The following is a 22,712-nucleotide window of genomic DNA, read 5'->3' as shown; positions in this document are numbered from 1 at the left end:
AGTAAGAGGCAGACGCTTGGGTTATCAGTCGCTAATAGCGACTTTTCCGGCAAGGCCGACCAATAACACGCCGGAAACGCCCTCAAGTCCGCGAGCGTAACGCTGTGAATCGGCTCGATTAAATAGCCAGCTGCCACTAGCGGCATATAACAGGTTGACCAAGGTTGCTAAGCCACTGAAGAGTAAGCCTAAGATCAACAGCTGCGTGGCAACCTCGCCCGAGGCGGGGTCGATAAATTGCGGTAAAAATGATAGGAAAAACAACGCTACCTTAGGATTTAATACACTCACCACCACGCCCTGTAAAAACACATTGGTGTTTGACGTGGCGTTGTCGCCAATCACTATTCTGCTCTGGCCCTGCCAGCAGGATATCAGAGCTTTTACACCTAAATACAATAAGTAAGCCGCACCGAGCCATTTCACTATATTAAAGGCCAAGGCCGAACTTAAGATAATGGCGGAGAGCCCTAAGCAAGCGGCCAAGGTATGCACAAAATAACCCGCGCCTAATCCTAACGCCGCTTTAAGACCGCTGGCCATCTTACCCTTCATAGTGTTCGAAACGATGTAGACCACATCGGGCCCAGGGATCAGATTGATTGAGAGGCACGCAATCACAAACATCAGCAACGAATCTAGCTCCATTTATATTCCCCTGATTATCGGCACCAACATATTTTCTTAAACTACCCTATCCCCACTGCTGCGCCAAGGCGAGTATCATCCATTAAATCGCTGACTTAACTGCTGAATATCCGCAGCGACCCACTCAGGTTCAATACAGTCTGCAAGTTGGCTCGCCATAAACGACACCAACTGCATTGCAGCATAGGGTAAGCGCCTATCCTTGCGCCCCACCAGATACCAGTTACTCTCCAGTGGAAATCCGTTCACCGACAATATTGCAGGTTTTTCACGCCCCTCTTGCAGAGTGTGGGCCGAAATTACCGATAAACCTAAGCCCGACGCCACGCTCAACCGAATCGCCTCGTTGCTCTCAATTTGCATAGTGTCGCTCAAGGCAATCCCTTGGGCGCTACACCAAGATTCAAACATTAGCCTCGTGGCAGAGCCCGGCTCGCGCATGATAAAGCGCTCTTGTTTCAACTCATTAAAGTTGAGGTGTTGGCGCTCAACCGCCCAATGATCCTTAGGGGCTATCAGTTGCAGCGGATTTTTAATGATCCGCGCCGATAACACATGCTCACCACTGGGTGGATGACTAAAAAGATATAAATCATCTTCTTGACGCTCGAATCGCCCCAAAATATGCGCACGATTGCCAATATTTAAGGTGACTTTGACCTGCGGAAATTGGCGATAGAAGGCCCCTAGAATCCGAGGCATCACGTATTTTGCCGTGGTAACTAGACCGATATTGATATGGCCCACACTGCCCCCCCTCGCCTGCTGGATAAAGGCATCGAAGTCTTCGAAACGACTCAAGGTATCGCAGGCAACCCGATAGAGCTCTTGCCCGACTAAGGTCGGCTGCATTCGCCCCTCTGTGCTTACCAACAAAGGCTCGCCTAAAATATCGGCCAATTTCTTCAGTTGTAGCGAAACGGTAGGCTGAGTGAGATGCAAGGCGCGCGCGGCGGCTGAGATATTGCCAAGCCTGACAACCTGCACATACACCTCGAGCAAACGAAAGCTTAAGTGCCGAAGTTTAAGTTGGCCTTGGGAAGATTTATCCATAGATGATTATCTATACCTAATCAGCAAACAATTTATTTTTCAATATAACGAATTGGGTTCAGAATCTCCAGCCATCGATGCCCGCAGAACTTTCTCGGCGCATTATTCTGTTGATATCGTTATTAATGAGATACTTATGCCAGATATTGTCATTGCGTTTTTCGCCTTAGGTTTACTCGCCGGTTTAGTTAAATCCGATCTTAAGGTCCCACCCGCCATCTACGAAACGCTCTCGATTTTGTTAATGCTGACCTTAGGGCTTAAGGGCGGTATGGCGCTGCACGGTCACACTCAAAACCTAGTGGTCACCGAATTGGTTGCTGTGGTCGCCTTAGGTTTACTTATCCCCTTAGTGCTTTACCCAGTGCTGACGCGCTTAGTGCAACTCGGTCGAACCGATGCCATTAGCATCGCCGCCCATTATGGTTCGGTCAGTGCGGGCACCTTTGCCGTGGTGCTCGCCATGGTGGAAAAATCAGGGATGACATTAAGACCCGAAACCACCCTATACCTAGTGCTACTCGAACTGCCCGCGATTGTGGTTATGCTCTGGCTGCACAGATACTTAAGCTCAAAACAGGCGGGACAAGATGCCGCGCCAATGGCCCATAAATCCAGTGTGTTACACGAGGCGCTAACCAGCCGTGGCGTCGTGCTACTGGTAGGTGGTGTCGTGATAGGTTGGCTCTATGGCCCGACGGGACTAGCCCCTCTCACACCTGTACTGCTCGGCGGCTTTAAAACCCTACTGGCACTGTTTTTACTGGAGATGGGTTTAGTCACGGCGAAAGTCTGTTTACCGCTGCCGCTACAACAATGGCGCCTGTTAGTATTTGCCGCCGTTACGCCATTAATCTTGGCATGGTGTGGTATCGGAGTCGGTTTGTGGTTGGAATTGCCCGAAGGCAGCATCTTAGTGCTTGCGGCCTTAAGTGCTAGTGCCTCCTATATTGCAGCGCCTGCCGCTATCCGCGCCGCCATTCCCGAGGCCAATATCGGTTTGGCTATGCTGGCATCGCTGGGGATTACCTTCCCAGTAAATGTGTTAATCGGTTTGCCCTTGTATCAGCATTGGGTGTTACAAATTACCGCTTAAACTTCGACTATAAAAAAGGGAGACTCCTGTCTCCCTTTTTATCTTATAAATCTGATTATCTTATAAATCTGTTTATCACTGAGTCAGCGACCCGATTAACTAAGGCTTATCCGAGTGATGCACCGCTTTATCTCGATACATGGCTCGGTCGGCGGCGTCGAGTAGATCATCCAGATTCATATCGGATGCTGGCGACCAATGGGCTATTCCTATACTGGTTTCGAGGGGATGTTCTGGATGTTGTTGATTATACTCGGCAAGTAACAGCTTAAAGCGCTCAATCGCAAAGTTCACTGTATCGCGCTCGATAAAACTTAATAACACCACAAACTCATCGCCGCCCAGCCGTGCAATCACATCGGACTCCCTAAAGGCCGCCATCAAAATATGGGCAAAGTCATAGAGCAGTTGATCGCCCTTGCGGTGGCCAAAGCTATCGTTTACCTCCTTAAAAAAGTCGAGGTCGAAAAAGACTAAGGCAGCCTCGGCATCGGTACGACGACAACTCGCCAGCGATTGATAGGCGAGCAACTCAAACCCTCGGCGGTTGGAGATCATGGTCAGCGGATCTAAGGTATTTTGCGCGATGGACAAGAGCTCAGCCTCCACCATTTGCCCCAGATCCGTTAAGGTTTCGGCGTCTTCTTCGGTAAAATCGCGCGGCTCATTACCGATTAAGCACAGAGTACCAACCCGAAATTCACCATGAATAGTGAGGGGATAACCCACATAAAAACGAATATGGGGCGGCTCAGTGACTAAAGGATTATCACAAAAGCGTGGATCCTTTAGCGCATCATGCACAACGAAAATCCCATCATGATTAATCGCATGGGCGCAAAAGGAAATATCCCTTGGAGTTTCAGTCACCTCTAACCCTTGACGAGACTTAAACCACTGTCGATTCGCATCGACTAAAGTCACCACACAAATGGGCAGTGAAAAGATCCGCCGAGTCAATCGAGTGATCCTATCGAATCTTTCTTCGACATCGGTATCGAGTACATTCAGCGCTCTTAGAGTAGCTAAACGCTGCAACTCGTTTTCAGGAACTGGAGGTAATTGCATAGTACGCTCCGCTAACGGCTCTTAATCAAGCTTAGTCTAAGCCCAAGGAGTGGAACAGCAAGGAATGGCGTTAACCGCCCTGCTATTCCTCCGTGGCTTTAGCTATTCGAGTATATTTCGATAAATATTCATCACCCTTTCAGCATGTTCTTCCACATCGGCGTAGGCTAACTTACCGGCTTTTTGTTGCAAGGTGAGACGATGATTTTCATCCCTTAGCCAGCAATAACTCTGGGTTAAGTGCTGCGCGCTCATTAGCGGCAAAAGCTCAAGCTCGGCCAACACCCCAAAAATACGCACGTTATCAGACCAAATCGACAACTCGGGATACTCATGCGCATGAGCGAGCACTAAATATTGGGCGATAAACTCAATATCCGAGATCCCGCCGGGGCTTTGTTTCAAGTCGAATTCACCTTCACTGACCTTGAGTAAATGATCGCGCATCTTTTGGCGCATCTCACGCACGGCCTTTTTCAGCTCGTCTTTGTCCCTTGGCTGCTCCAGCACCGATGCTCGGATCTGGCTAAATTTAGCCGCTAAACTATTATCACCAAACACAAAACGTGAACGCACTAAGGCTTGATGTTCCCAAGTCCAAGCCTCCTGCGTTTGATACTCACCAAAGCGCGCAATCTCACTCACCATTAACCCCGATGAGCCAGACGGACGCAGGCGCATATCCACTTCATACAACTCACCCGAGGTGGTTCGGGTCGAGAATAAGTGCAGAATACGTTGAGCCAGTTTCAAATAAAAATGGCCGACTTCTATCGGTCTATCGCCATTGGTGAGGCTATTGGCCATGTTTTCGGGCGCTTCGTAGAGGAAGACTAAATCCAAATCCGAACCGTAACCCAGTTCGATACCGCCTAACTTGCCATAACCTATGACCGCAAAGCCGGTGTCGTTGCCTTCCTCAAGATAACTGGGCACACCATGGCGCACCGCTACTTGCTGCCATGCCTGCATCACCACTTGCTCGATAATGGCTTCGGCCAAAAAGGTTAAGTGGTCGCTCACCTGCATCACAGGCAAAACGCCTGTCACATCGGCGGCGGCAATTTTCAGCTGTTGTGACAACTTAAACTGGCGCAGCGCCTCCATTTGCAGCTCCATATCATCCTCAGGTACTCGCAGCAGATACTGGCGCAATTCACTGGGATAATCATCGAGCGATGTCGTATCGTACAGATGCGCAGGGTCGATAAGCTCATCGAGCAACATCGGGAATTTAGCAAGTTGCGCCGCAATCCAAGGGCTGGCGCAGCACAGGCTCACGAGCTGCTGACGGGCGCCGGGATTTTCGCACAGCAACTCAAGATAAGTCGTGCGCGTCAGAATTTGCTCCAGCACCTTTGAGACAGGCTCGAAGGCCGCTGAAGGGCTCGGCTGATTGAGTAATTCGTCGAGCAACCTTGGCATTAATTTATCCAGGGTCTCACGGCCACGGGGACCAATCGAGCGTTTCGTCACGGTTTCGCGCCAACTGCTGAGCAGCGGCCAGAGTTTATCGTCATCAATCTGCTGCTCGGCGAGGAGATTAACTGCGTGGTCATCCTGCTGCACATTCCACAGCTGCGCAGTCCAATGCTCGGCTTTCTCCTCGCCTTCTTCACCGCCAACTGTGGCTTTAAAATGACGGTGAATCTTCGCCATCGCCGCCTCGATATGGGTGCGAAGATCGGTTTCGTTGGTCATATCCAGCACTGCGCACAATCTTGCCCAATCGAGGGGATTATTTGGCAGAGTCTGGGTTTGCTTATCATCAATCGCCTGTAACAGGTTCTCGACTCGGCGCAGTAATAAATAACTGTGTTTTAACTCATCGACCGCTAAGTATTCGAATTGACCTAGGCTGTAAAGGGTATCCATGGCCCCAAATAGGCTCTGCTGGCGCAGGGCGGGCTCACGGCCGCCGCGGATCAGCTGAAAGCTTTGCACCACGAACTCCACCTCACGTATCCCGCCGGCACCGAGTTTAATATTGTCGGTTAACTGACGGCGACGCACCTCTTGGGCAATGAGTTGTTTCATTTTGCGCAGGGATTCAATCGCCGAGAAGTCGATATAGCGGCGATAAACAAAGGGGCGCAGTAAGCTGTGTAATTCGTCGGAAAAATGGTTCCACGGCCCAAGCGAGCGGGCTTTGACCATGGCATAGCGTTCCCAGTCGCGCCCTTGCTCTTGGTAATAATCCTCAAGGCCGCTGAAGCTCACCACCAATGGGCCACTCTCGCCGTAGGGACGCAGGCGCATGTCGACGCGGAACACAAACCCATCGACGGTAATTTGGTCGAGTAAATTAACTAGCCGCTGCCCCATACGGATGAAAAACTGTTGGTTATCGAGGCTTCGGCGCCCGCCCACGGTTTCGCCATGTTCGGGGAAGGTAAAAATCAGGTCGATATCGGAGGAAAAGTTAAGCTCACGCCCACCGAGCTTGCCCATGCCCAAAATAAGCAAAGGCTGCGGATTGCCCGCCTTATCCATTGGCGTGCCATATTGGGCACACATTTCTTTATAGAGCCAATCCCTTGCCCCTATCACTAACGCTTCGGCGAGTGCCGAGAGGTCTAGCAGTGACTCTTCTAAGCTGGCGTAATCTAAAAAATCTCGCCAGGCTAAACGCACCATTTGATAGTTACGGAATCGGCGTAATTGACGTTTTGCGAGATCTTCAGTCGTCGCACTACTTAACTGCTCGTGTAGCAGGGCATCAAAGGTCTGCCGCTCCACTTGCTGCAAATCGCCCGCGAATAAAGTGTTAATCCACTCGGGTGACCGAATTAACTGCGCTGCGATATAATCGCTTAATCCTAAAACGTTTTTCAGTTCCTGCTGCTGCGCAGGCGTTAAATTTGCCAGTCCTTCTGACCATACTTCGGCGAGGCGTGCCCAATGCCGCTCAGCGGCTTGATTGATGAGGGGAGACAATGACTTATTACTGTCTTTTTGTACGGCCATAATAATCCCTAACAAATTTAAACGTCGACATATTATGTCGTAAATGATATAGAATGAAGCCACATCAGGTTTGATGCCATTGCCATGCCTCAAGGCAAATTTCCCTCCATGGCAAATGCAAGCTCAGCCCAACAGAAAGTGGCCCCCTCTTTCTTGGCTGTTTAGGGTACTATAACCTGTGAGGCAAACATATTGGGCAAGTAGATTATTATTGTCCGCCCATATTTGAGTTTTATTTCAGCACTTTTGGAGAAAACATGGCAGGAATGCTAATGCGGGTTCTCACGTCGATACTCATTTTGGCCGCAACCTTATCGCTTACGGGTTGTGGCGATGACAGGCCAGAGAAAATTGAGAAGTATCAACAACTCACTCAGCAGCGCCTCTCGACACTCAATACCATGCTCGAGGACGGCCAAGTACGTAACGCCAATCTGCTCAAGCAATACAGCAGTTTGCTCAAACAACAAAAGCCCGATTTCGCGCCACTCTTGGATGAATTAGCCAAGGATTCAACCGCCGAAGGGCCTATGTATACCTCGCTGAAGCGCCGCTTAGACGATGCCAAAAACTCGGCTAACTTTACCGATCTCGACCAGCAACTCGCCGAGGTTGAGAACCTTTATCAAGCGGCCGATCCCAGCCTGTATAACGACATGCTTTCCGATCCCGTCAACGTGATTGCCGATATGTCGGATGGCAAGCTTGCCCGTGTAAATGCCATCAGCCGTGAAGCTGCCGCCCTTGCTAATAATGCCGAAGATTTTGGCCCTGGTAGCCAATTGGTAGGTAACCCGGCTTACGGCAGTTGGCAGACAGACTCAAGCGGCATGTCTTTCTGGGCTTGGTACGGCATGTACTCGATGTTTTCGAATATATTCCACCGCCCCATTTATTACGACCGCTGGTCGGGTAACCGTGGCTACAGCTATTACAACGACGTAGGTCGCTATCGCTACACTTCGCCAAAACAAGCACAGGCGCAGGAAAAAACCTTCGAGCAGACCAAAAAACGTTTCGATTCTCAAGGGAAACGCTTCGACAGCCCCTATTCAAAATCGCGCACGGGTGCCACGGCTCTCTCCCGTGAGAGCAGCAGCGCGCCTAAAACCAATACCACAGCGAATAAGTCGAGCGCGCAGTCGGGCAGTAAATTCCGCTCTAATTATTCTAAAGACAGTAGCTTCCGTAATTCCAGCAACCGCACGACCCGCAGTGTGCGCCGAGGCAAGTAAACTAAAGGATCTCCCATGACATTATTTCAGGATTTCGGTATCACACCAGAGCTAGTCACTATACTGGCAATTGACCTCACCATTGCGGTTATCTTATTGACATTAATGCGTTATTTGCAGGGCTGGAGCGTCAGAGTCAATAGCAGTAAAGAACTGGCTGAACGCGATAACTTTGCCTTTGGGATCAGCACCGCCGGCGCCGTTGCCGCGCTCGGCATAGTGCTAACGGGTGCAATCACTGGCGCCGCTGCGCCCTCGTATTTAACCGAAGCCATTGGCATGAGCGCCTACGGGTTATTTGGTTTAGTGCTGATTAAACTCGGGCGCTTTTTACACGACAAAATCGCGCTAAATGAGTTAGATAAGAATCAGCAAATCCTTAAAGGCAACGTGTCTGTCGCCATTGTGGATGCGAGCGCCGCCATCGCTACCGCGATCATTATTCGCGCCGTACTGTTATGGGCCGAGGATTTAACACTCGATACCTTTATCGCCATCTTCAGCGCCTTTGCGATTTCGCAGTTGATGCTAGTGCTACTCACCCGCCTACGCGAAAAACGCTTCGCGAGTCGTAATCAAGATTCCTCAATGCAACAAGCACTCGCCCAAGGCCACACGGCATTAGCCATTCGCCACGCAGGCTTTATGATCGCCATGGCGCTAAGCTTTAATGCCGCGAGTCATTTTATCCTGTTCAACCCAACTGCCTATGTGACTAACATCATCGGTTGGTTAGTGTTCTCCATCATCATGCTGGTCGTACTGACACTGCTGCTATTTGTGATCAAAAAGCTCGTGCTGGCACGAATCGATTTAGCGGATGAAGTCGAAAGACAGCACAACATTGGTATCGCTGCCGTAGAAATGGCCATCAGTATTGCTATCGCACTTATTCTCACGGCCCTAATGGCGTAATCCAATGTACGAATCCCAAACAACTGGCTCGGCGACTCAAGCGGTAAAAACGAGTCGCCTAAGCTGGTTCGATGATGTCCTGCTGTTGGGCATTATGGCCGTACTCGCCGGGTGCGGCCTGATCTACGAATACCTGTTGTCCCACTACGCAGGCCGGATCTTAGGCGCATTAGAAGCCGCCATTTACACTATGATCGGCCTGATGATCGTCTCCATGGGTCTTGGCGCCTTTGCCGCTCGCAAAATTAAAGATGCCTTTACCGGCTTTGTGGTGCTGGAACTCACGGTCGCGCTCTGTGGCTCGCTGGCGATTTTAATTACCGCAGCCGTGATAGGTTTTGGTCAGCAACTGCCGATGCTTATCGCCTCCACCTTAGGCTTACCACCGGATCAACTGCCCGAGGGTGGCATGATTGGCTCGCTGCAAAAGCTGAGCGAACATCTGCCCTATGTCTGGGGCGTTTTGCTCGGCTTGATGATCGGGATGGAAATTCCGCTGATCGCGAGGGTGAGACAATCCCTGTCAGATGAACACTTACTGCATAACGCTGGCACCATTTATGGCGCCGACTATATTGGCGCAGGGATTGGCGCGGCCATTTGGGTCGGCTTTATGCTGGCCATCGATATTCAACTCGCCGCCGCGCTGACCGCCAGCTTTAACTTGCTCGCGGGCTTTGTGTTTATCTGGCGTTTTTGGCCCAAAATCCAAAACGCAAAATTATTGCTCGCGGGGCATTTTGTGGTCACGGGCGTATTATTGCTGCTCGCCATCCAAGGACCTAGTTGGGAGCAACAGTTCAACAATCTGCTCTATAAAGACAAAGTGGTTTACGCTAAGGCCACGCGTTTTCAACAACTCACCTTTACCGAGCGCTTACGCGGCAATGGCCTCTCTCCCGTATACTCTTTGTATATCAATGGCCGATTACAGTTTTCGAGTATCGATGAACATATCTACCATGCGTTTTTAGTTCACCCAACGCTTGCAGCCAGCGCTCGCCACAACAAGGTATTAATCATTGGTGGTGGTGATGGGTTGGGCCTAAAGCAAGTGCTGCGTTGGGAGCCTGAGCAAGTGACCTTGCTCGATCTTGATGCCGCATTGGTGCAACTCTTTAAAACGCCCGATACGGATATGCCTAAGCGTCTAAGCCAAGCCCTGTTAGCCCTCAATGGCAATGCCTTTAACGATCCTCGCGTTAACGTGATCCACGACGACGCCTTTAATGGTGTCGATAAACTGATTGCCGCAGGGGATAAATACGATGCCATTATTGTGGATCTGCCCGATCCTAGCCATCCCGATTTAAATAAGCTCTATTCGGATTATTTCTATCGCAAGCTCAAGGAACTAATGAGCAGTGATGGTGCTCTGACTGTACAGTCAACCTCACCCTATCACGCGCAAAAGGCCTTTATCTCGGTAGCCAAAACTTTGGCCTTAGCGGGATTTGACGTAAAACAGTATCACCATAACGTCCCAAGCTTTGGAGAATGGGGCTGGAGTATTGCCACCCTATCGGGAAAGGATGCCCAGCATCGCCTTGGCGAGCTGACAACACTACCGATAGCGGATGACTGGTTAACCTTAGGTTTAGTCAAAGGCGCCTTTGAATTTCCTGCCAATTTTTATCAGGACGCCGCCAGTATTAAGCCTAACGAACTCGGTTCGTTGCAGTTGTACCATTATCATCAACAGGCATGGTCCGAAACCCAAGGACTGGATCTTTTTTAACGGATAAAGATAGTGCTTGACATATTATGTCTCGGTGCTATCTTTGAACATAGACATAATATGTCAATAAGGACAAATATGAATATCCATACTCTTGCTAATCACCTCAACAGCCTTGGCAATAACAGCCAGACCGGCTTCCAATTCGATTGCTATCCAATTGATGGTGAAGTCGAAGTGTTGCAAGTGAATGTGGTCGGCCGTGAAGAAATCCCGGTATTCGTATCGGTGACGGACAACCAAATTCTCTGCATCAGCTACCTGTGGGGCGAGAACGAAGTAAACCAAGAACGTCGCAGCGAAATGTTTGAAACCATGCTCGAATTAAACATTCCAATGCCATTGTCAGCCTTTGCCAAAATTGATGACAAATACGTGGTTTACGGCGCACTGTCTCTGCAATCTAGCATGCTCGAAATCGAGCAAGAGTTAGCAGTCTTATCCGATAACTGCTTAGAAGTTATCGATGAAATGGTCGACTATCTGAAATAAGGAGCCACAATTATGGGCATTCTGAACAAAATTTTAACAGCGTTTCGCGGTGGTGCCACCGAAGTTGGCCAAAGTATCGTAGACGCAAACTCGACTCGTATTTTCGAACAGGAAATCCGTGATGCCGAGAAACACTTAACCAACGCTAAGCGCGAACTGACCGATGTGATGGCGAAAGAAATGCAAGCCAGCCGTGAAGTTGACCGCTTAAAGCGCTCAATTGCCGAACACGAAGGCTATGCAACGCAAGCTTTAGATAAAGGCAACGAAGCCTTAGCCATTGAAGTGGCTGAAAAAATTGCTCAATTAGAACAAGAGCTAGCTGAGCAGCAAACTGCTAATGATAGCTTTAGCGCTCACGCAGTACGCCTGAAAGATTTAGTGAAAAAGACCGAGCGTCAACTGTCTGATTATCAACGTCAGTTAAGCATGGTTAAAACCACTGAAAGCGTACAAAAGGCGACGGCGACCATTACCGACTCTTTTGCCTCAAGCAACTCTAAGCTGCTGAATGCTAAAGATTCATTAGAGCGTATCAAGGCACGTCAACAACAGTTTGACGACAGACTGAAAGCCGCTGAAACCTTAGCCGAAGAAGGCAGCGATAAATCATTGCAGGCCAAATTAGCCGAAGCTGGCATAGGTGAGCAAAAATCGAATGCCAACGCCGTGCTCGAACGTATCAAGGCACGTAAAAGCTAATTCATGATTGACCAAACGCCGAGCACCGATGGGACCATCACCCCCTATTGTGCTCGGCTTTTTTGTTTTTTGTTTTAGACACGCGGATATGTCCAATCACCCACTCATGGTGTGAGCTTTGGCATGGTGCGCACTGTTTAGGAGCGAATATGGGATTTTTTAACAGTATTTTTGGTAAAAAGGCGCCGCCAGCGCGTGAACTCAACCATCCCTCTGCGCTCAAGATCGGCGATATGATCTCCATCGACAATAGTTTTGCTCTGCCGCCACAATTACGCGGCCAACAACTGAAAGTCGAAGCGGTGAATACCTATGAGTTTGAACGCAATCAGCAAACCGAGTGGGTGCTAAAAGGGCATGGTAGCGAGACGCTATTTTTGAGTCTTGAAGAAGACGATGAAACTTACCTCGCCTTCTCTATGAAAATTACCCGCGCACAGGTGGAACAGTTATTCGATTTAGAGCAATTCAGTACCCTGTTCGATGAGCCAGGTCATGCCGAACTCACCACCCAAGAATTGTCGCCACAGTTAGCCGAGCAGCTCGAACAATGGCTGGGTAAGCAATACCATCAAGTGACCTTTGCGCTGTTTGGCTATTTTCACCGCGAAGACTACCGCGGCCTAAAACCGCCGCAGGATGCCAATGGTGCAACCGGCGAGCCCTTCGAATATTATTTACTGCTCGATGATGACGAAAGCCGCGCGGTAGAAGTCGAAGTGTATGAGGGTGGCGATACCGATGTGGTACTGACCTTGTACCGCCCCTTGTCGGACATTCGCGACTACTGGCCCGGTCAGTAAGCTTTAGCATACGATAAAGTGCGCGACTCGCACTTTATCGCTTAAGCCATTACAATCCCAATAAATTCGCTCGAAATGTACGGTTGATAGCAACAGGTAACGCCTAATGAGTAAAACGAAACACCCTCTCCCAGAGCAATGGCAAAAGAACCAGCAAGCCGCAAAAGCGACACAAGTGGCCTTCGATCTCGATGAAAAGTTTCAATATTCTATTCGTAAAGCCGCGCTCGATGCGGGTGTCAGCCCTTCCGATCAGATCCGTACTATTTTGGGTTTAAGTGTTTCAAAACGTCCGACTCGACCCCGCTTAACCGTCTCACTCAACGCCGAAGATTATGTACAACTCGCTGAAAAATACGGCCTTAGCGCCGATTCTCAGCTCGAGATCAAACGCCGCGTACTCGAAGACTTAGTACGCTTTGTCGCCGAAGATTAATTGCGGTTACGCCTCTAAGCATTTAAGCGCCCGACAAACCTAAGTCGGGCGATTTATCACAAAGTTAATTTACTCATAGCGTAAACTCTTTTACCTTAGACATTCGCCTTAAAACACAGGGATCATGTTAGGCATGACAGATAAAACCCCTTGGTCGCTCCGCTCTTTGGGTAATCCATCTCCCTTCGAATTCGCCATGATGCTGTTGTCGCTGCTCTCGGTCATCATAGTGCTAGTGATGACCTTTGGCCGTCTCGACAAAGAAACCTACCGATTACTGTTTTTTATCGATACCACGATTTGCATGATTTTTATGGTCAACTTTTTCGTTGGCCTGTTTCGCGCACGCGATAAAGTTTTTTATCTACGCCATCATTGGATCGATTTTATCGCCAGTATTCCCGCCATCGAGGCACTACGCATCGCGAGGGTGTTCCAAATTTTGCGGGTAATTCGTTTAATCCGCATGAGTCGCTCCTACCTTATTCCCTTGATAAAGCAGCGTAAACAAGCCACCCTCGCCAGTTTACTGGTCGCTATGGTGACCATTCTAACCTTCGCTTCTATTATCATTTTGATTGTCGAAAGCGGCACCGAAGGCGCCAATATCCAAACCGCCGAGCAAGCCATATGGTGGGCCTTAGTGACCATTTCGACCGTGGGTTATGGCGATTTTTATCCCGTCAGCACCGCAGGGCATATTGTGGGCGGCATAGTGATAGTCAGTGGCGTAAGCTTTTTCGGGGTGATTTCGGGTTATATGGCCTCGGTATTTGTCGCCCCCGATGAAAGTGAGCGCCAAGAACGCCAGGACGCCCATAAGGCAGAGATTAAAAGCGAACTCGAAATGGCTCTTGCCAGAATGGAAGAAAACCAGCGGCAGATGGAGCAGAATCAGGCGCAGATGTTGGCCAAAATTGCCGAGTTAAAACAAGCATTAGAAGCCCAAAAGAATTAGGAAGGCAATGCCTTCCTAAGCTTTATTCAAAGTGATGCCGACCAATCGGCCGTTACCAATAAGTTGTTTGCGTCATCGCGTTTTGTCTCGACGCCTCCATCGCAAAAAGTAAGCTTTGCTGCTTAGCCTCAAGCCAGTCGCTTAAGTCGATGCCAAGGGTTTGCGCCGCCTGCGTTAATTGCTGATAACAGGCCAAGGTTCTAATCCCTAACACTAAATCCTGCCAAGGTGCCCTAAAGGCATCGCGGGATTTTGCTTCATACAAAAGCCCATAGGCTTGTCCCACTTGAATACTCTCATCGAGTAACGCTGCGCACTGCAAATAATCCTCGGCGGTCATGGTCTTATCGCTAGGCATCGCAGCCAAAACCGCCTGCCATGAGGCTTCCTGCGCATGATCAGCATGCTGGGACAACCCAAGCTCTGCGGGCAGTTCTATGTTACCCGCGCGGAGTGCCAATAGGATCTCGACAATTGCTAACTGCAATTGACCGTATTCAACTCTTTGCCAAAGTGAGTTTAACCGCCCCGTGATATCTAGGGCTTCAAATTGCAGCTGTAGTTGTTGCATCAAAGCTTGACGGGCATCGTGCCGAGTGAATAAGCCTTTTTGACTACCCAGCAAGGCCGCTAGGGCCTGCGCCTCCTCAATGAACACCAGTTGGGATTCAATCAGAGTAAAGTGCTGCATCAAAGTAGCATTAGCGAGGCCAAACTGGCTCAGCGTCATCCGTAATAAACGGATACAGGCGCGCATCCGCCACCATAGGACAATTACGGCTTCGTTATCGTGTTCTTCGGCAATCATGGCTTCGAGCAACTGCCAACGTTCGAGCGCGGTTTCCAGTAAGACTTGGCAAGTAGCGGTTAAATCCTGTTGATGGGGCTGATGAAGGTTGAGATCTTCAGGCACGGGCAGAGGTAAAAACTCGAGTGCACTCAAGGTTAGCGGCTTAGATTGCCCCGCGAGTCGATAGCCGCGCTGCGCTTTACTGGCTTTACCTAAACGAACAGGAATGCTGTCGGCCACTTGCGTCGCCAAGGTTAATAAGGCACTGGCATCCCCCGACAATAGCTCAAATTCGAGTTCGCAGAGGGCTTCATGCTGACCATTAGCGGTAATATCTCCCGTGTCCAAGGCTACCTCGATAAGGCTCTCTCCGAAACTCACATGCCAAGCTCGGCGATAAAAATCGGTGTGAAATACGCAGCCCAGCGCCGCTTGCACTGAGGCTAAATCGGCATTGGCGGGCCAGATATTGGCGGGAAAGAGGCTTAAATTTGGGCTGTCGGCTTCAATGGTGACGTTATATTCGGGACGAGAATGGATCCCGCCAACCACTTGCCCCGCCTTCTTAATGGTTTGCTCTTTGTGACCATCGAACCCGCGCACCCTTAACCCCATGTCCCATTGGCGTAATTGTAATCCGGGTGTATCAAAGTAACCGTTGCTTAAGCGGCGCTTTCCCTGCGGAGTGGCGTTTGGCAGGCTATCTAACTTATTTATCAAGGATTCTTGAAACTTAGGGAGGAAAAACAGTTTTAATTCTATCTCTGCATTCATTGCGGCACCGCTCATTTTGTCATCAAAGATTCATTGATGCGTCACTTTTAGTTCATAATGTCACAAATGTGTCATAAAAATCCCGTAGGATTTGGTTTTGAAGTTGGTATATAACCCGTTAGAATAAAGCTGTGATTTTTTCTCAAAAAACACAGTTTCAATACGCGGACGCATAGGGTAACATGCGCCCGCTTTTTCCAATCATGGAACAATCTAAATAGGTAAACGGCAATGCCAGTAAACTCTATTTTGGGCGTGTTTGCAAAATCGCCAATCAAGCCTCTTCAAGAGCACATGGACAAAGTCTACGATTGCGCATCGTTACTGGTCCCCTTTTTCGAAGCCACCATCACAGGTAACTGGGATGGCGCAGTTCAACTACGCAAGCAAATCAGTTTAGCGGAAAAGCAAGGTGACTCACTCAAGCGTGAAATTCGCCTCACTCTGCCAAGCGGTTTGTTTATGCCAGTTGAGCGTACAGATCTATTGGAACTACTGACTCAACAAGACAAAATCGCTAACAAAGCAAAAGATATCTCTGGTCGTGTTATCGGCCGTCAATTATTAATCCCTCAGGTCATGCAAGTGCCCTTTATTGCGTATCTACAACGTTGTATCGACGCAGTAGGTCTTGCAAAACAAGTCATCAACGAACTCGAAGATTTGCTCGAAGCAGGTTTCCGCGGTCGTGAAGTCGACTTAGTGGCTAAAATGATCAACGAACTCGATATCATCGAAGAAGATACTGACGATCTGCAAATTCAATTACGTCGTCAACTATTTGCATTGGAATCAGAATTGAATCCTGTCGATGTGATGTTCCTCTATAAAACGATTGAATGGGTCGGCGGTCTTGCAGATCTTGCCGAACGAGTCGGTTCGCGTCTTGAGCTTATGCTGGCTCGCGTTTAATAAATAAGGTTATCAAGGTATCAATATGGTTGATGCAGGTATGGAGGTGGCTAACGTCTTAGCCACTAATGGGCCGTGGCTTATTGCCATTGCGGCCGCGTTTGGTTTTCTAATGGCGTGGGGTATTGGTGCGAACGACGTGGCCAATGCAATGGGAACCTCTGTGGGTTCCAACGCTATTACTATTAAACAAGCGATTATTATCGCAATGATCTTCGAATTTGCTGGTGCTTACTTAGCCGGCGGCGAAGTAACCAGTACGATCCGCAACGGTATTATTGATTCAAGCTACTTTACCGAAACCCCTGAATTGCTGGTATACGGCATGATTGGCTCACTGCTAGCCGCAGGGATTTGGTTAGTTGTCGCATCAGCCTTAGGCTGGCCAGTATCGACCACTCACTCAATCGTGGGTGCGATTATAGGCTTCGCGGCTGTGGGTGTTGGCACTGATTCAGTCGCTTGGGAGAAAGTAGGTGGTATCGTTGGCTCTTGGGTCATCACCCCTGCAATCTCTGGCTTTATGGCTTTCATTCTGTTCCAAAGCACGCAAAAACTGATTTTCAACACAGATAACCCACTCGCTAACGCGAAACGCTATGTGCCTTTCTACATGGCATTTGCGGGCTTTATCATGTCGTTAGTCACCATCCTTAAGGGTCTATCACACGTTGGTATTCACTTAAAAGGTGCCGAAGCGTACTTGTTAGCCGGTGTGATTGCGCTGATCGTGGGTATCGTGGGTAAAGTGGTAATTTCTCGTTTAAAAATGGATGAGAAAGCCACCCACAAAACCATGTACGCTAACGTTGAAAAAGTGTTTGCTATCCTGATGGTGCTAACCGCCTGTTGTATGGCGTTTGCCCACGGTTCAAACGACGTAGCTAACGCGATTGGCCCATTAGCGGCGGTTGTCTCTGTGGTAAACAGTGGCGGTCAAATTGCGTCTAAGTCTGCGTTAGTTTGGTGGATCCTGCCTTTAGGTGCCGTTGGTATCGTGATGGGTCTGGCAATCTTCGGTAAGCGCGTGATGCAAACCATTGGTAAAAACATCACTCACTTAACCCCAAGCCGTGGTTTTGCTGCCGAATTAGCCGCGGCATCAACCGTAGTTATTGCTTCTGGTACTGGTTTACCTATCTCTACCACACAAACCTTAGTCGGTGCGGTATTAGGTGTGGGTATGGCCCGTGGTATTGCTGCAATCAATATCGGTGTAGTGCGTAATATCGTTGTGTCTTGGGTGGTAACCTTACCTGCGGGTGCGGGTCTGTCGATAATCTTCTTCTTTATGATTAAAGGTATCTTTAACTAAGAAGCCCAAGGTGACTATGGCAAGCTTGCCGTAGAAACGCACAAAACACACAGGAATCGCTAGCATGGATGCGGCAAAGTTGAGGGAAGTCTATGACTTCCCTCTTGCATTGCAGGCCTCAAATCCCTAGCATGTGGTCACTATTTCGTTGATGAGAATACAAAAGTGTTAAGAATGCTGACTCTGGTGGGAATGATGTTACTCTCCCCCAACCTGCTGGCCGAAGGCCAACCCCGTTATATCTCGGACAACGTGTTTCTTTATATTCTCAATGGTCCGAGTACAGACTACCGTATCTTAGGCTCGATTGAAGCGGGACAACCTATTACCTTATTGGGCGAAACCCAAGGCGATTATTCCAAAATTGTCGATCATAAGGGACGCGAAGGTTGGGTACCAACTAACATGATTAGTTCTACCACCAGTTTTCGCGAGCAAGTATCGTCACTCACCAGTGAACTGGCTGAAGCCAAGGCAAAACTGGACGAAGTGATGAGCTCAACCGATAACCATGCCGATGAAGTGGCCGAGCTTAAAGCCAAGCTGACCGAAGCCGAAGCTATGCTTAACAAAACCACTCAAGAGCGTGACAGTTTAAAAGTGGCCGTGGACCGCAGCGCTCAGGAAGCACAATTTGCCCTATGGCGTGAAGGTGGTTTGATAGCAGCGGCCGGTTTAGTGGTCGGAGTGATTTTGGTGTATCTGCCGAGACCACAGCGCCGCAATAAAAAGCGTTGGATGTAAATTTTTACGCAAACCACCTGAAAGTAAAATCAAAAGCCAGTGTTTTCAAACACTGGCTTTTTTGTCAATTGAGCGTTACATCTGGCGCGTAACAAGCTAATCAAACAATCTTCACATTCTTTCACGCTATAGTGTTGTCCGTCACATTTTGGTTGTATAATCTGCGCGCGCAAAGCTTCATATTGTATACAAAATATCAAATGCGTTTCGCGCCCCCCATTTTTGTTTCAACAATAGAGCCGAAAACAACTGGCCAAGATGGAAGCGATTACTATGTTCAAAGCGAGTGAAGTGCTGGCAGGCCGCTACGATTCTGCCAATCTCGACGAACTGTTCAAAGCCGTCACCGACAACTACATTGTCGATGAAGAACAATACTTGTCAGAGCTAATCAAACTAGTGCCCTCCAGTGATGAAGCCATCGAGCGCGTCACTCGTCGTGCCCACGAACTGGTCAACAAGGTTCGTCAATTCGATAAGAAAGGTTTAATGGTTGGCATCGACGCCTTCCTGCAGCAATACAGCCTAGAAACACAGGAAGGGATTATCCTGATGTGTTTAGCCGAAGCCCTGCTGCGTATTCCCGATGCGGCCACTGCCGATGCTTTAATTGAAGATAAACTCTCAGGCGCGAAATGGGATGAACACTTAAGCAAGAGCGATTCGGTACTGGTTAACGCCTCCACTTGGGGCTTAATGCTCACTGGCAAAATCGTCAAACTCGATAAAAAAATCGATGGTACGCCAAGCAACCTGTTAAGCCGTTTAGTGAATCGTTTAGGTGAACCAGTGATCCGCCAAGCCATGATGGCAGCGATGAAGATCATGGGTAAGCAGTTCGTTCTCGGTCGCACCATGAAAGAAGCGCTCAAGAACAGTGAAGACAAGCGTAAATTAGGTTACACCCACTCCTACGATATGCTGGGTGAAGCCGCGCTGACGCGTAAGGATGCCGAAAAATACTTTAACGATTATGCCAATGCGATTACCGAGTTAGGCGCGCAAAGCTATAACGAAAATGAATCTCCACGCCCAACCATTTCTATCAAGCTGTCGGCACTGCACCCACGTTACGAAGTCGCTAACGAAGACCGTGTACTGACCGAGCTGTATGACACAGTTATTCGCTTAATTAAGTTAGCCCGTGGTTTAAATATCGGTATTTCTATCGACGCCGAAGAAGTTGACCGCCTCGAACTGTCGCTAAAACTGTTCCAAAAACTGTTTAATTCTGACGCCACTCAGGGTTGGGGCTTACTCGGTATCGTAGTGCAAGCTTACTCTAAGCGCGCCCTGCCAGTACTGGTATGGTTAACCCGCCTAGCGAAAGAGCAAGGCGATGAAATCCCTGTGCGTTTAGTGAAAGGCGCTTACTGGGATAGCGAGCTGAAATGGGCACAACAAGCTGGTGAAGCTGCATACCCACTCTACACCCGCAAAGCCGGTACCGACGTTTCTTACTTAGCCTGTGCACGTTACCTGTTATCTGACGCCACCCGCGGCGCGATTTACCCCCAATTTGCCAGTCACAACGCGCAAACCGTTGCGGCGATTTCTGATATGGCGGGCGATCGTAACCACGAATTCCAACGTCTACACGGCATGGGACAAGAGCTGTACGACACTATTCTGTCGGAAGCTGGCGCGAAAGCGGTACGTATCTACGCCCCTATCGGTGCCCATAAAGATCTGCTGCCCTACTTAGTGCGTCGCCTGCTGGAAAACGGTGCGAACACCTCGTTCGTACACAAACTGGTCGACCCGAAAACCCCTATCGAGTCTTTAGTGGTTCACCCACTGAAAACCCTGACAGGCTACAAAACCCTGGCTAACAACAAAATCGTTTTACCTACCGACATCTTCGGTAGCGATCGCAAAAATTCCAAGGGACTCAATATGAACATCATTTCAGAAGCAGAGCCATTCTTCGCGGCCTTAGACAAATTCAAATCGACGCAGTGGCAAGCGGGCCCTCTGGTTAATGGTCAAACCTTAACTGGCGAGCACAAAACCGTGGTGAGCCCATTCGATACCACTCAAACTGTGGGTCAAGTGGCCTTTGCCGACAAGGCGGCTATCGAACAAGCTGTCGCCTCTGCCGATGCAGCCTTTGCAACTTGGACTCGTACTCCAGTTGAAGTGCGCGCCTCCGCCCTGCAAAAGCTGGCGGATCTATTAGAAGAAAACCGCGAAGAACTGATTGCTCTGTGTACCCGTGAAGCGGGCAAGAGCATTCAAGACGGTATCGACGAAGTGCGTGAAGCCGTAGACTTCTGCCGCTACTACGCGGTGCAAGCGAAGAAGTTGATGTCAAAACCTGAACTGCTCCCAGGCCCAACGGGTGAGTTAAACGAACTCTTCCTCCAAGGTCGCGGTGTGTTCGTCTGTATCAGCCCATGGAACTTCCCATTGGCTATCTTCCTAGGCCAAGTATCAGCAGCCCTCGCTGCGGGTAACACTGTCGTTGCTAAACCTGCTGAACAGACTTCAATCATTGGTTACCGTGCAGTGCAATTAGCGCACCAAGCGGGTATTCCAACGGACGTGCTGCAATATCTACCCGGCACAGGCGCTACCGTAGGTAACGCACTGACGGCTGATGAGCGTATCGGCGGCGTATGTTTTACCGGTTCAACTGGCACCGCCAAACTCATCAACCGCACACTGGCAAACCGTGAAGGCGCCATCATTCCGTTAATCGCCGAAACCGGTGGTCAAAACGCTATGGTGGTTGACTCTACTTCTCAACCAGAACAAGTGGTTAACGATGTAGTATCTTCATCCTTCACCAGTGCGGGTCAACGCTGCTCGGCGCTGCGTGTACTCTTCCTGCAGGAAGATATCGCAGACCGCGTTATCGATGTACTCCAAGGTGCGATGGATGAGTTAGTTATTGGCAATCCAAGTTCAGTGAAAACCGACGTAGGCCCAGTTATCGATGCGACTGCGAAGGCGAACCTTGACGCCCATATCGACCACATCAAGCAAGTGGGTAAGTTGATCAAGCAAATGTCTCTGCCAGCGGGTACCGAGAATGGTCACTTTGTGTCACCAACCGCCGTTGAAATTGATTCAATCAAAGTGCTTGAAAAAGAACACTTTGGTCCAATCCTGCACGTGATCCGTTACAAGGCATCTGAACTTGCCCATGTGATCGATGAAATCAACAGCACAGGTTTTGGCTTAACTTTAGGTATCCACAGCCGTAACGAAGGCCATGCCCTCGAAGTAGCTGACAAGGTTAACGTAGGTAACGTGTACATCAACCGTAACCAAATCGGCGCTGTGGTTGGCGTACAGCCTTTCGGCGGCCAAGGTCTGTCTGGCACAGGTCCAAAAGCCGGTGGTCCACACTACTTAACTCGCTTCGTGACTGAAAAGACTCGCACTAACAACATCACCGCCATCGGTGGTAACGCGACTCTGTTGTCACTGGGTGATAGTGACGCCTAAGTCCTAATGACTTATTGATAAACGAAAGCCAGACTCTGTCTGGCTTTTTTATTGGGTAATGAATGCTTATACCTAAATTCAATTTAAGAAATGAGCTAAGGAATCAATGACTTTTACATCATTTTTAGGGGTAGCTTTTTAGATATCTGAACATTATGGGAGTCTTCGCATTTTTCATTTAAGTTAATCAATACAAATCAAAGTCGTGGGGCTTCACCCCACACCCGACCAAGGAGGACTGCTCGTCCTATCCTCCTTGGATGCTCCAAGACGCCCCACCGGAGTTGAAAGCCCCTTGTGCTCATTGCCAAATTTGCTATCGCTTCCGAAGGATGCGTCCCTGCACCTGCGAAAGCTAGCTCGCCATCCATGGCGAGACTCACGCAATTTGTCTATTCGCCCTGCGGCAACTCCGAGGGGAGGCGTATTCTGTTGCTTCAGAGTTAGATGTTAATCCTAAGAGAATGATGCCTGTCCCATCAATAAGACATGAGCGGAAAAGAATGAAAAAGCCAAAACGATATCAAGTAATTACCATTCAAACTGTATAAAAAAACCGCTACCGTAAAAAAGCAAATTCCTATAGCATCATTTGTACCAATTGACATGGATG

At 49.2% G+C, this 22,712-nt stretch carries 18 protein-coding genes; 13 read left to right on the top strand and 5 right to left on the bottom strand.

Translation table 11 applies throughout. The features are described 5' to 3' along the window. Nucleotides 1-24 precede the first annotated feature (24 nt). Entirely contained in the window at nucleotides 25-648 is a 624-nt protein-coding gene (locus K0H59_RS04205; protein WP_220054751.1) for a LysE family translocator, read from the bottom strand. A gap of 75 nt (nucleotides 649-723) precedes the next feature. Continuing rightward, a complete protein-coding gene (locus tag K0H59_RS04200) occupies nucleotides 724-1,701 on the bottom strand; it encodes a LysR family transcriptional regulator (RefSeq protein ID WP_220054750.1) in 978 nt (325 codons plus the stop codon). A gap of 136 nt (nucleotides 1,702-1,837) precedes the next feature. Here K0H59_RS04200 and K0H59_RS04195 point away from each other — a divergent pair, with 136 nt between their 5' ends. Beyond that, a complete protein-coding gene (locus tag K0H59_RS04195; RefSeq protein WP_220054749.1) occupies nucleotides 1,838-2,797 on the top strand; it encodes a sodium-dependent bicarbonate transport family permease in 960 nt (319 codons plus the stop codon). 99 nt (nucleotides 2,798-2,896) lie between these two features. On the opposite strand, the gene K0H59_RS04190 is transcribed toward K0H59_RS04195, so the two are convergent. Continuing rightward, on the bottom strand, nucleotides 2,897-3,865 hold the full coding sequence (locus tag K0H59_RS04190) for a diguanylate cyclase (protein WP_220054748.1): 969 nt from the start codon (nucleotides 3,863-3,865) through the stop codon (nucleotides 2,897-2,899). Nucleotides 3,866-3,967: 102 nt separating this feature from the next. Beyond that, on the bottom strand, nucleotides 3,968-6,832 hold the full coding sequence (glnE, locus tag K0H59_RS04185; RefSeq protein WP_220054747.1) for a bifunctional [glutamate--ammonia ligase]-adenylyl-L-tyrosine phosphorylase/[glutamate--ammonia-ligase] adenylyltransferase: 2,865 nt from the start codon (nucleotides 6,830-6,832) through the stop codon (nucleotides 3,968-3,970). Between the two features lie 257 nt (nucleotides 6,833-7,089). On the opposite strand from glnE, the gene K0H59_RS04180 reads away from it, so the two are divergent. The 8 genes from K0H59_RS04180 to K0H59_RS04145 all read left to right on the top strand — a co-directional run bounded on the left by K0H59_RS04180 (nucleotide 7,090) and on the right by K0H59_RS04145 (nucleotide 14,111). After that, nucleotides 7,090-8,067 (top strand): hypothetical protein, encoded by a 978-nt coding sequence (locus tag K0H59_RS04180; protein ID WP_011623853.1) that lies wholly within the window; start codon nucleotides 7,090-7,092, stop codon nucleotides 8,065-8,067. 15 nt (nucleotides 8,068-8,082) lie between these two features. Then, on the top strand, nucleotides 8,083-8,982 hold the full coding sequence (locus K0H59_RS04175; protein WP_011623854.1) for a DUF350 domain-containing protein: 900 nt from the start codon (nucleotides 8,083-8,085) through the stop codon (nucleotides 8,980-8,982). 4 nt (nucleotides 8,983-8,986) lie between these two features. Next, nucleotides 8,987-10,720 (top strand): polyamine aminopropyltransferase, encoded by a 1,734-nt coding sequence (locus K0H59_RS04170; RefSeq protein WP_220054746.1) that lies wholly within the window; start codon nucleotides 8,987-8,989, stop codon nucleotides 10,718-10,720. A 78-nt stretch (nucleotides 10,721-10,798) separates the two neighbouring features. After that, nucleotides 10,799-11,212, top strand: coding sequence for a YjfI family protein (locus K0H59_RS04165; RefSeq protein WP_007645549.1), 414 nt, complete (start codon nucleotides 10,799-10,801; stop codon nucleotides 11,210-11,212). Nucleotides 11,213-11,224: 12 nt separating this feature from the next. Then, nucleotides 11,225-11,914 (top strand): PspA/IM30 family protein, encoded by a 690-nt coding sequence (locus tag K0H59_RS04160; protein ID WP_011715973.1) that lies wholly within the window; start codon nucleotides 11,225-11,227, stop codon nucleotides 11,912-11,914. A gap of 149 nt (nucleotides 11,915-12,063) precedes the next feature. Then, complete coding sequence (locus tag K0H59_RS04155; protein WP_088211011.1) at nucleotides 12,064-12,717, top strand: hypothetical protein; 654 nt, start codon at nucleotides 12,064-12,066, stop codon at nucleotides 12,715-12,717. Nucleotides 12,718-12,823: 106 nt separating this feature from the next. Then, nucleotides 12,824-13,153, top strand: coding sequence for a hypothetical protein (locus K0H59_RS04150; protein WP_011715971.1), 330 nt, complete (start codon nucleotides 12,824-12,826; stop codon nucleotides 13,151-13,153). A gap of 133 nt (nucleotides 13,154-13,286) precedes the next feature. Next, a complete protein-coding gene (locus tag K0H59_RS04145; protein ID WP_011715970.1) occupies nucleotides 13,287-14,111 on the top strand; it encodes an ion transporter in 825 nt (274 codons plus the stop codon). 52 nt (nucleotides 14,112-14,163) lie between these two features. Here K0H59_RS04145 and K0H59_RS04140 read toward each other — a convergent pair whose 3' ends face one another. After that, complete coding sequence (locus K0H59_RS04140) at nucleotides 14,164-15,675, bottom strand: inorganic triphosphatase (protein ID WP_220054745.1); 1,512 nt, start codon at nucleotides 15,673-15,675, stop codon at nucleotides 14,164-14,166. A gap of 231 nt (nucleotides 15,676-15,906) precedes the next feature. Here K0H59_RS04140 and K0H59_RS04135 point away from each other — a divergent pair, with 231 nt between their 5' ends. From K0H59_RS04135 to putA, 4 genes are all read left to right on the top strand, one after another. Continuing rightward, entirely contained in the window at nucleotides 15,907-16,587 is a 681-nt protein-coding gene (locus K0H59_RS04135) for a TIGR00153 family protein (protein ID WP_011623862.1), read from the top strand. A gap of 25 nt (nucleotides 16,588-16,612) precedes the next feature. Further along, the gene (locus K0H59_RS04130) at nucleotides 16,613-17,902 is read left to right on the top strand and encodes an inorganic phosphate transporter (protein ID WP_208661781.1); all 1,290 of its coding nucleotides are present in this window, start codon (nucleotides 16,613-16,615) and stop codon (nucleotides 17,900-17,902) included. A 195-nt stretch (nucleotides 17,903-18,097) separates the two neighbouring features. Beyond that, entirely contained in the window at nucleotides 18,098-18,646 is a 549-nt protein-coding gene (locus tag K0H59_RS04125; protein WP_011715967.1) for a TIGR04211 family SH3 domain-containing protein, read from the top strand. Nucleotides 18,647-18,904: 258 nt separating this feature from the next. Continuing rightward, a complete protein-coding gene (putA, locus tag K0H59_RS04120) occupies nucleotides 18,905-22,099 on the top strand; it encodes a bifunctional proline dehydrogenase/L-glutamate gamma-semialdehyde dehydrogenase PutA (protein ID WP_220054744.1) in 3,195 nt (1,064 codons plus the stop codon). Nucleotides 22,100-22,712 lie beyond the last annotated feature (613 nt).

It is taken from the genome of Shewanella sp. FJAT-51649, assembly GCF_019457435.1.
In the GTDB taxonomy this organism is placed as follows: domain Bacteria; phylum Pseudomonadota; class Gammaproteobacteria; order Enterobacterales; family Shewanellaceae; genus Shewanella; species Shewanella mangrovisoli.
The sequence above is the reverse complement of the archived record's forward strand: the minus strand, read 5'-3'. Positions and strand labels throughout refer to the sequence as shown.

What these genes read in the sequence shown, in the direction of transcription:
- K0H59_RS04205 (WP_220054751.1), bottom strand. Translation starts at nt 648, where the DNA reads ATGGAGCTAGATTCGTTGCTGATGTTTGTGATTGCGTGCCTCTCAATC.
- K0H59_RS04200 (WP_220054750.1), bottom strand. Translation starts at nt 1,701, where the DNA reads ATGGATAAATCTTCCCAAGGCCAACTTAAACTTCGGCACTTAAGCTTT.
- K0H59_RS04195 (WP_220054749.1), top strand. Translation starts at nt 1,838, where the DNA reads ATGCCAGATATTGTCATTGCGTTTTTCGCCTTAGGTTTACTCGCCGGT.
- K0H59_RS04190 (WP_220054748.1), bottom strand. Translation starts at nt 3,865, where the DNA reads ATGCAATTACCTCCAGTTCCTGAAAACGAGTTGCAGCGTTTAGCTACT.
- glnE (WP_220054747.1), bottom strand. Translation starts at nt 6,832, where the DNA reads ATGGCCGTACAAAAAGACAGTAATAAGTCATTGTCTCCCCTCATCAAT.
- K0H59_RS04180 (WP_011623853.1), top strand. Translation starts at nt 7,090, where the DNA reads ATGGCAGGAATGCTAATGCGGGTTCTCACGTCGATACTCATTTTGGCC.
- K0H59_RS04175 (WP_011623854.1), top strand. Translation starts at nt 8,083, where the DNA reads ATGACATTATTTCAGGATTTCGGTATCACACCAGAGCTAGTCACTATA.
- K0H59_RS04170 (WP_220054746.1), top strand. Translation starts at nt 8,987, where the DNA reads ATGTACGAATCCCAAACAACTGGCTCGGCGACTCAAGCGGTAAAAACG.
- K0H59_RS04165 (WP_007645549.1), top strand. Translation starts at nt 10,799, where the DNA reads ATGAATATCCATACTCTTGCTAATCACCTCAACAGCCTTGGCAATAAC.
- K0H59_RS04160 (WP_011715973.1), top strand. Translation starts at nt 11,225, where the DNA reads ATGGGCATTCTGAACAAAATTTTAACAGCGTTTCGCGGTGGTGCCACC.
- K0H59_RS04155 (WP_088211011.1), top strand. Translation starts at nt 12,064, where the DNA reads ATGGGATTTTTTAACAGTATTTTTGGTAAAAAGGCGCCGCCAGCGCGT.
- K0H59_RS04150 (WP_011715971.1), top strand. Translation starts at nt 12,824, where the DNA reads ATGAGTAAAACGAAACACCCTCTCCCAGAGCAATGGCAAAAGAACCAG.
- K0H59_RS04145 (WP_011715970.1), top strand. Translation starts at nt 13,287, where the DNA reads ATGACAGATAAAACCCCTTGGTCGCTCCGCTCTTTGGGTAATCCATCT.
- K0H59_RS04140 (WP_220054745.1), bottom strand. Translation starts at nt 15,675, where the DNA reads ATGAATGCAGAGATAGAATTAAAACTGTTTTTCCTCCCTAAGTTTCAA.
- K0H59_RS04135 (WP_011623862.1), top strand. Translation starts at nt 15,907, where the DNA reads ATGCCAGTAAACTCTATTTTGGGCGTGTTTGCAAAATCGCCAATCAAG.
- K0H59_RS04130 (WP_208661781.1), top strand. Translation starts at nt 16,613, where the DNA reads ATGGTTGATGCAGGTATGGAGGTGGCTAACGTCTTAGCCACTAATGGG.
- K0H59_RS04125 (WP_011715967.1), top strand. Translation starts at nt 18,098, where the DNA reads ATGTTACTCTCCCCCAACCTGCTGGCCGAAGGCCAACCCCGTTATATC.
- putA (WP_220054744.1), top strand. Translation starts at nt 18,905, where the DNA reads ATGGAAGCGATTACTATGTTCAAAGCGAGTGAAGTGCTGGCAGGCCGC.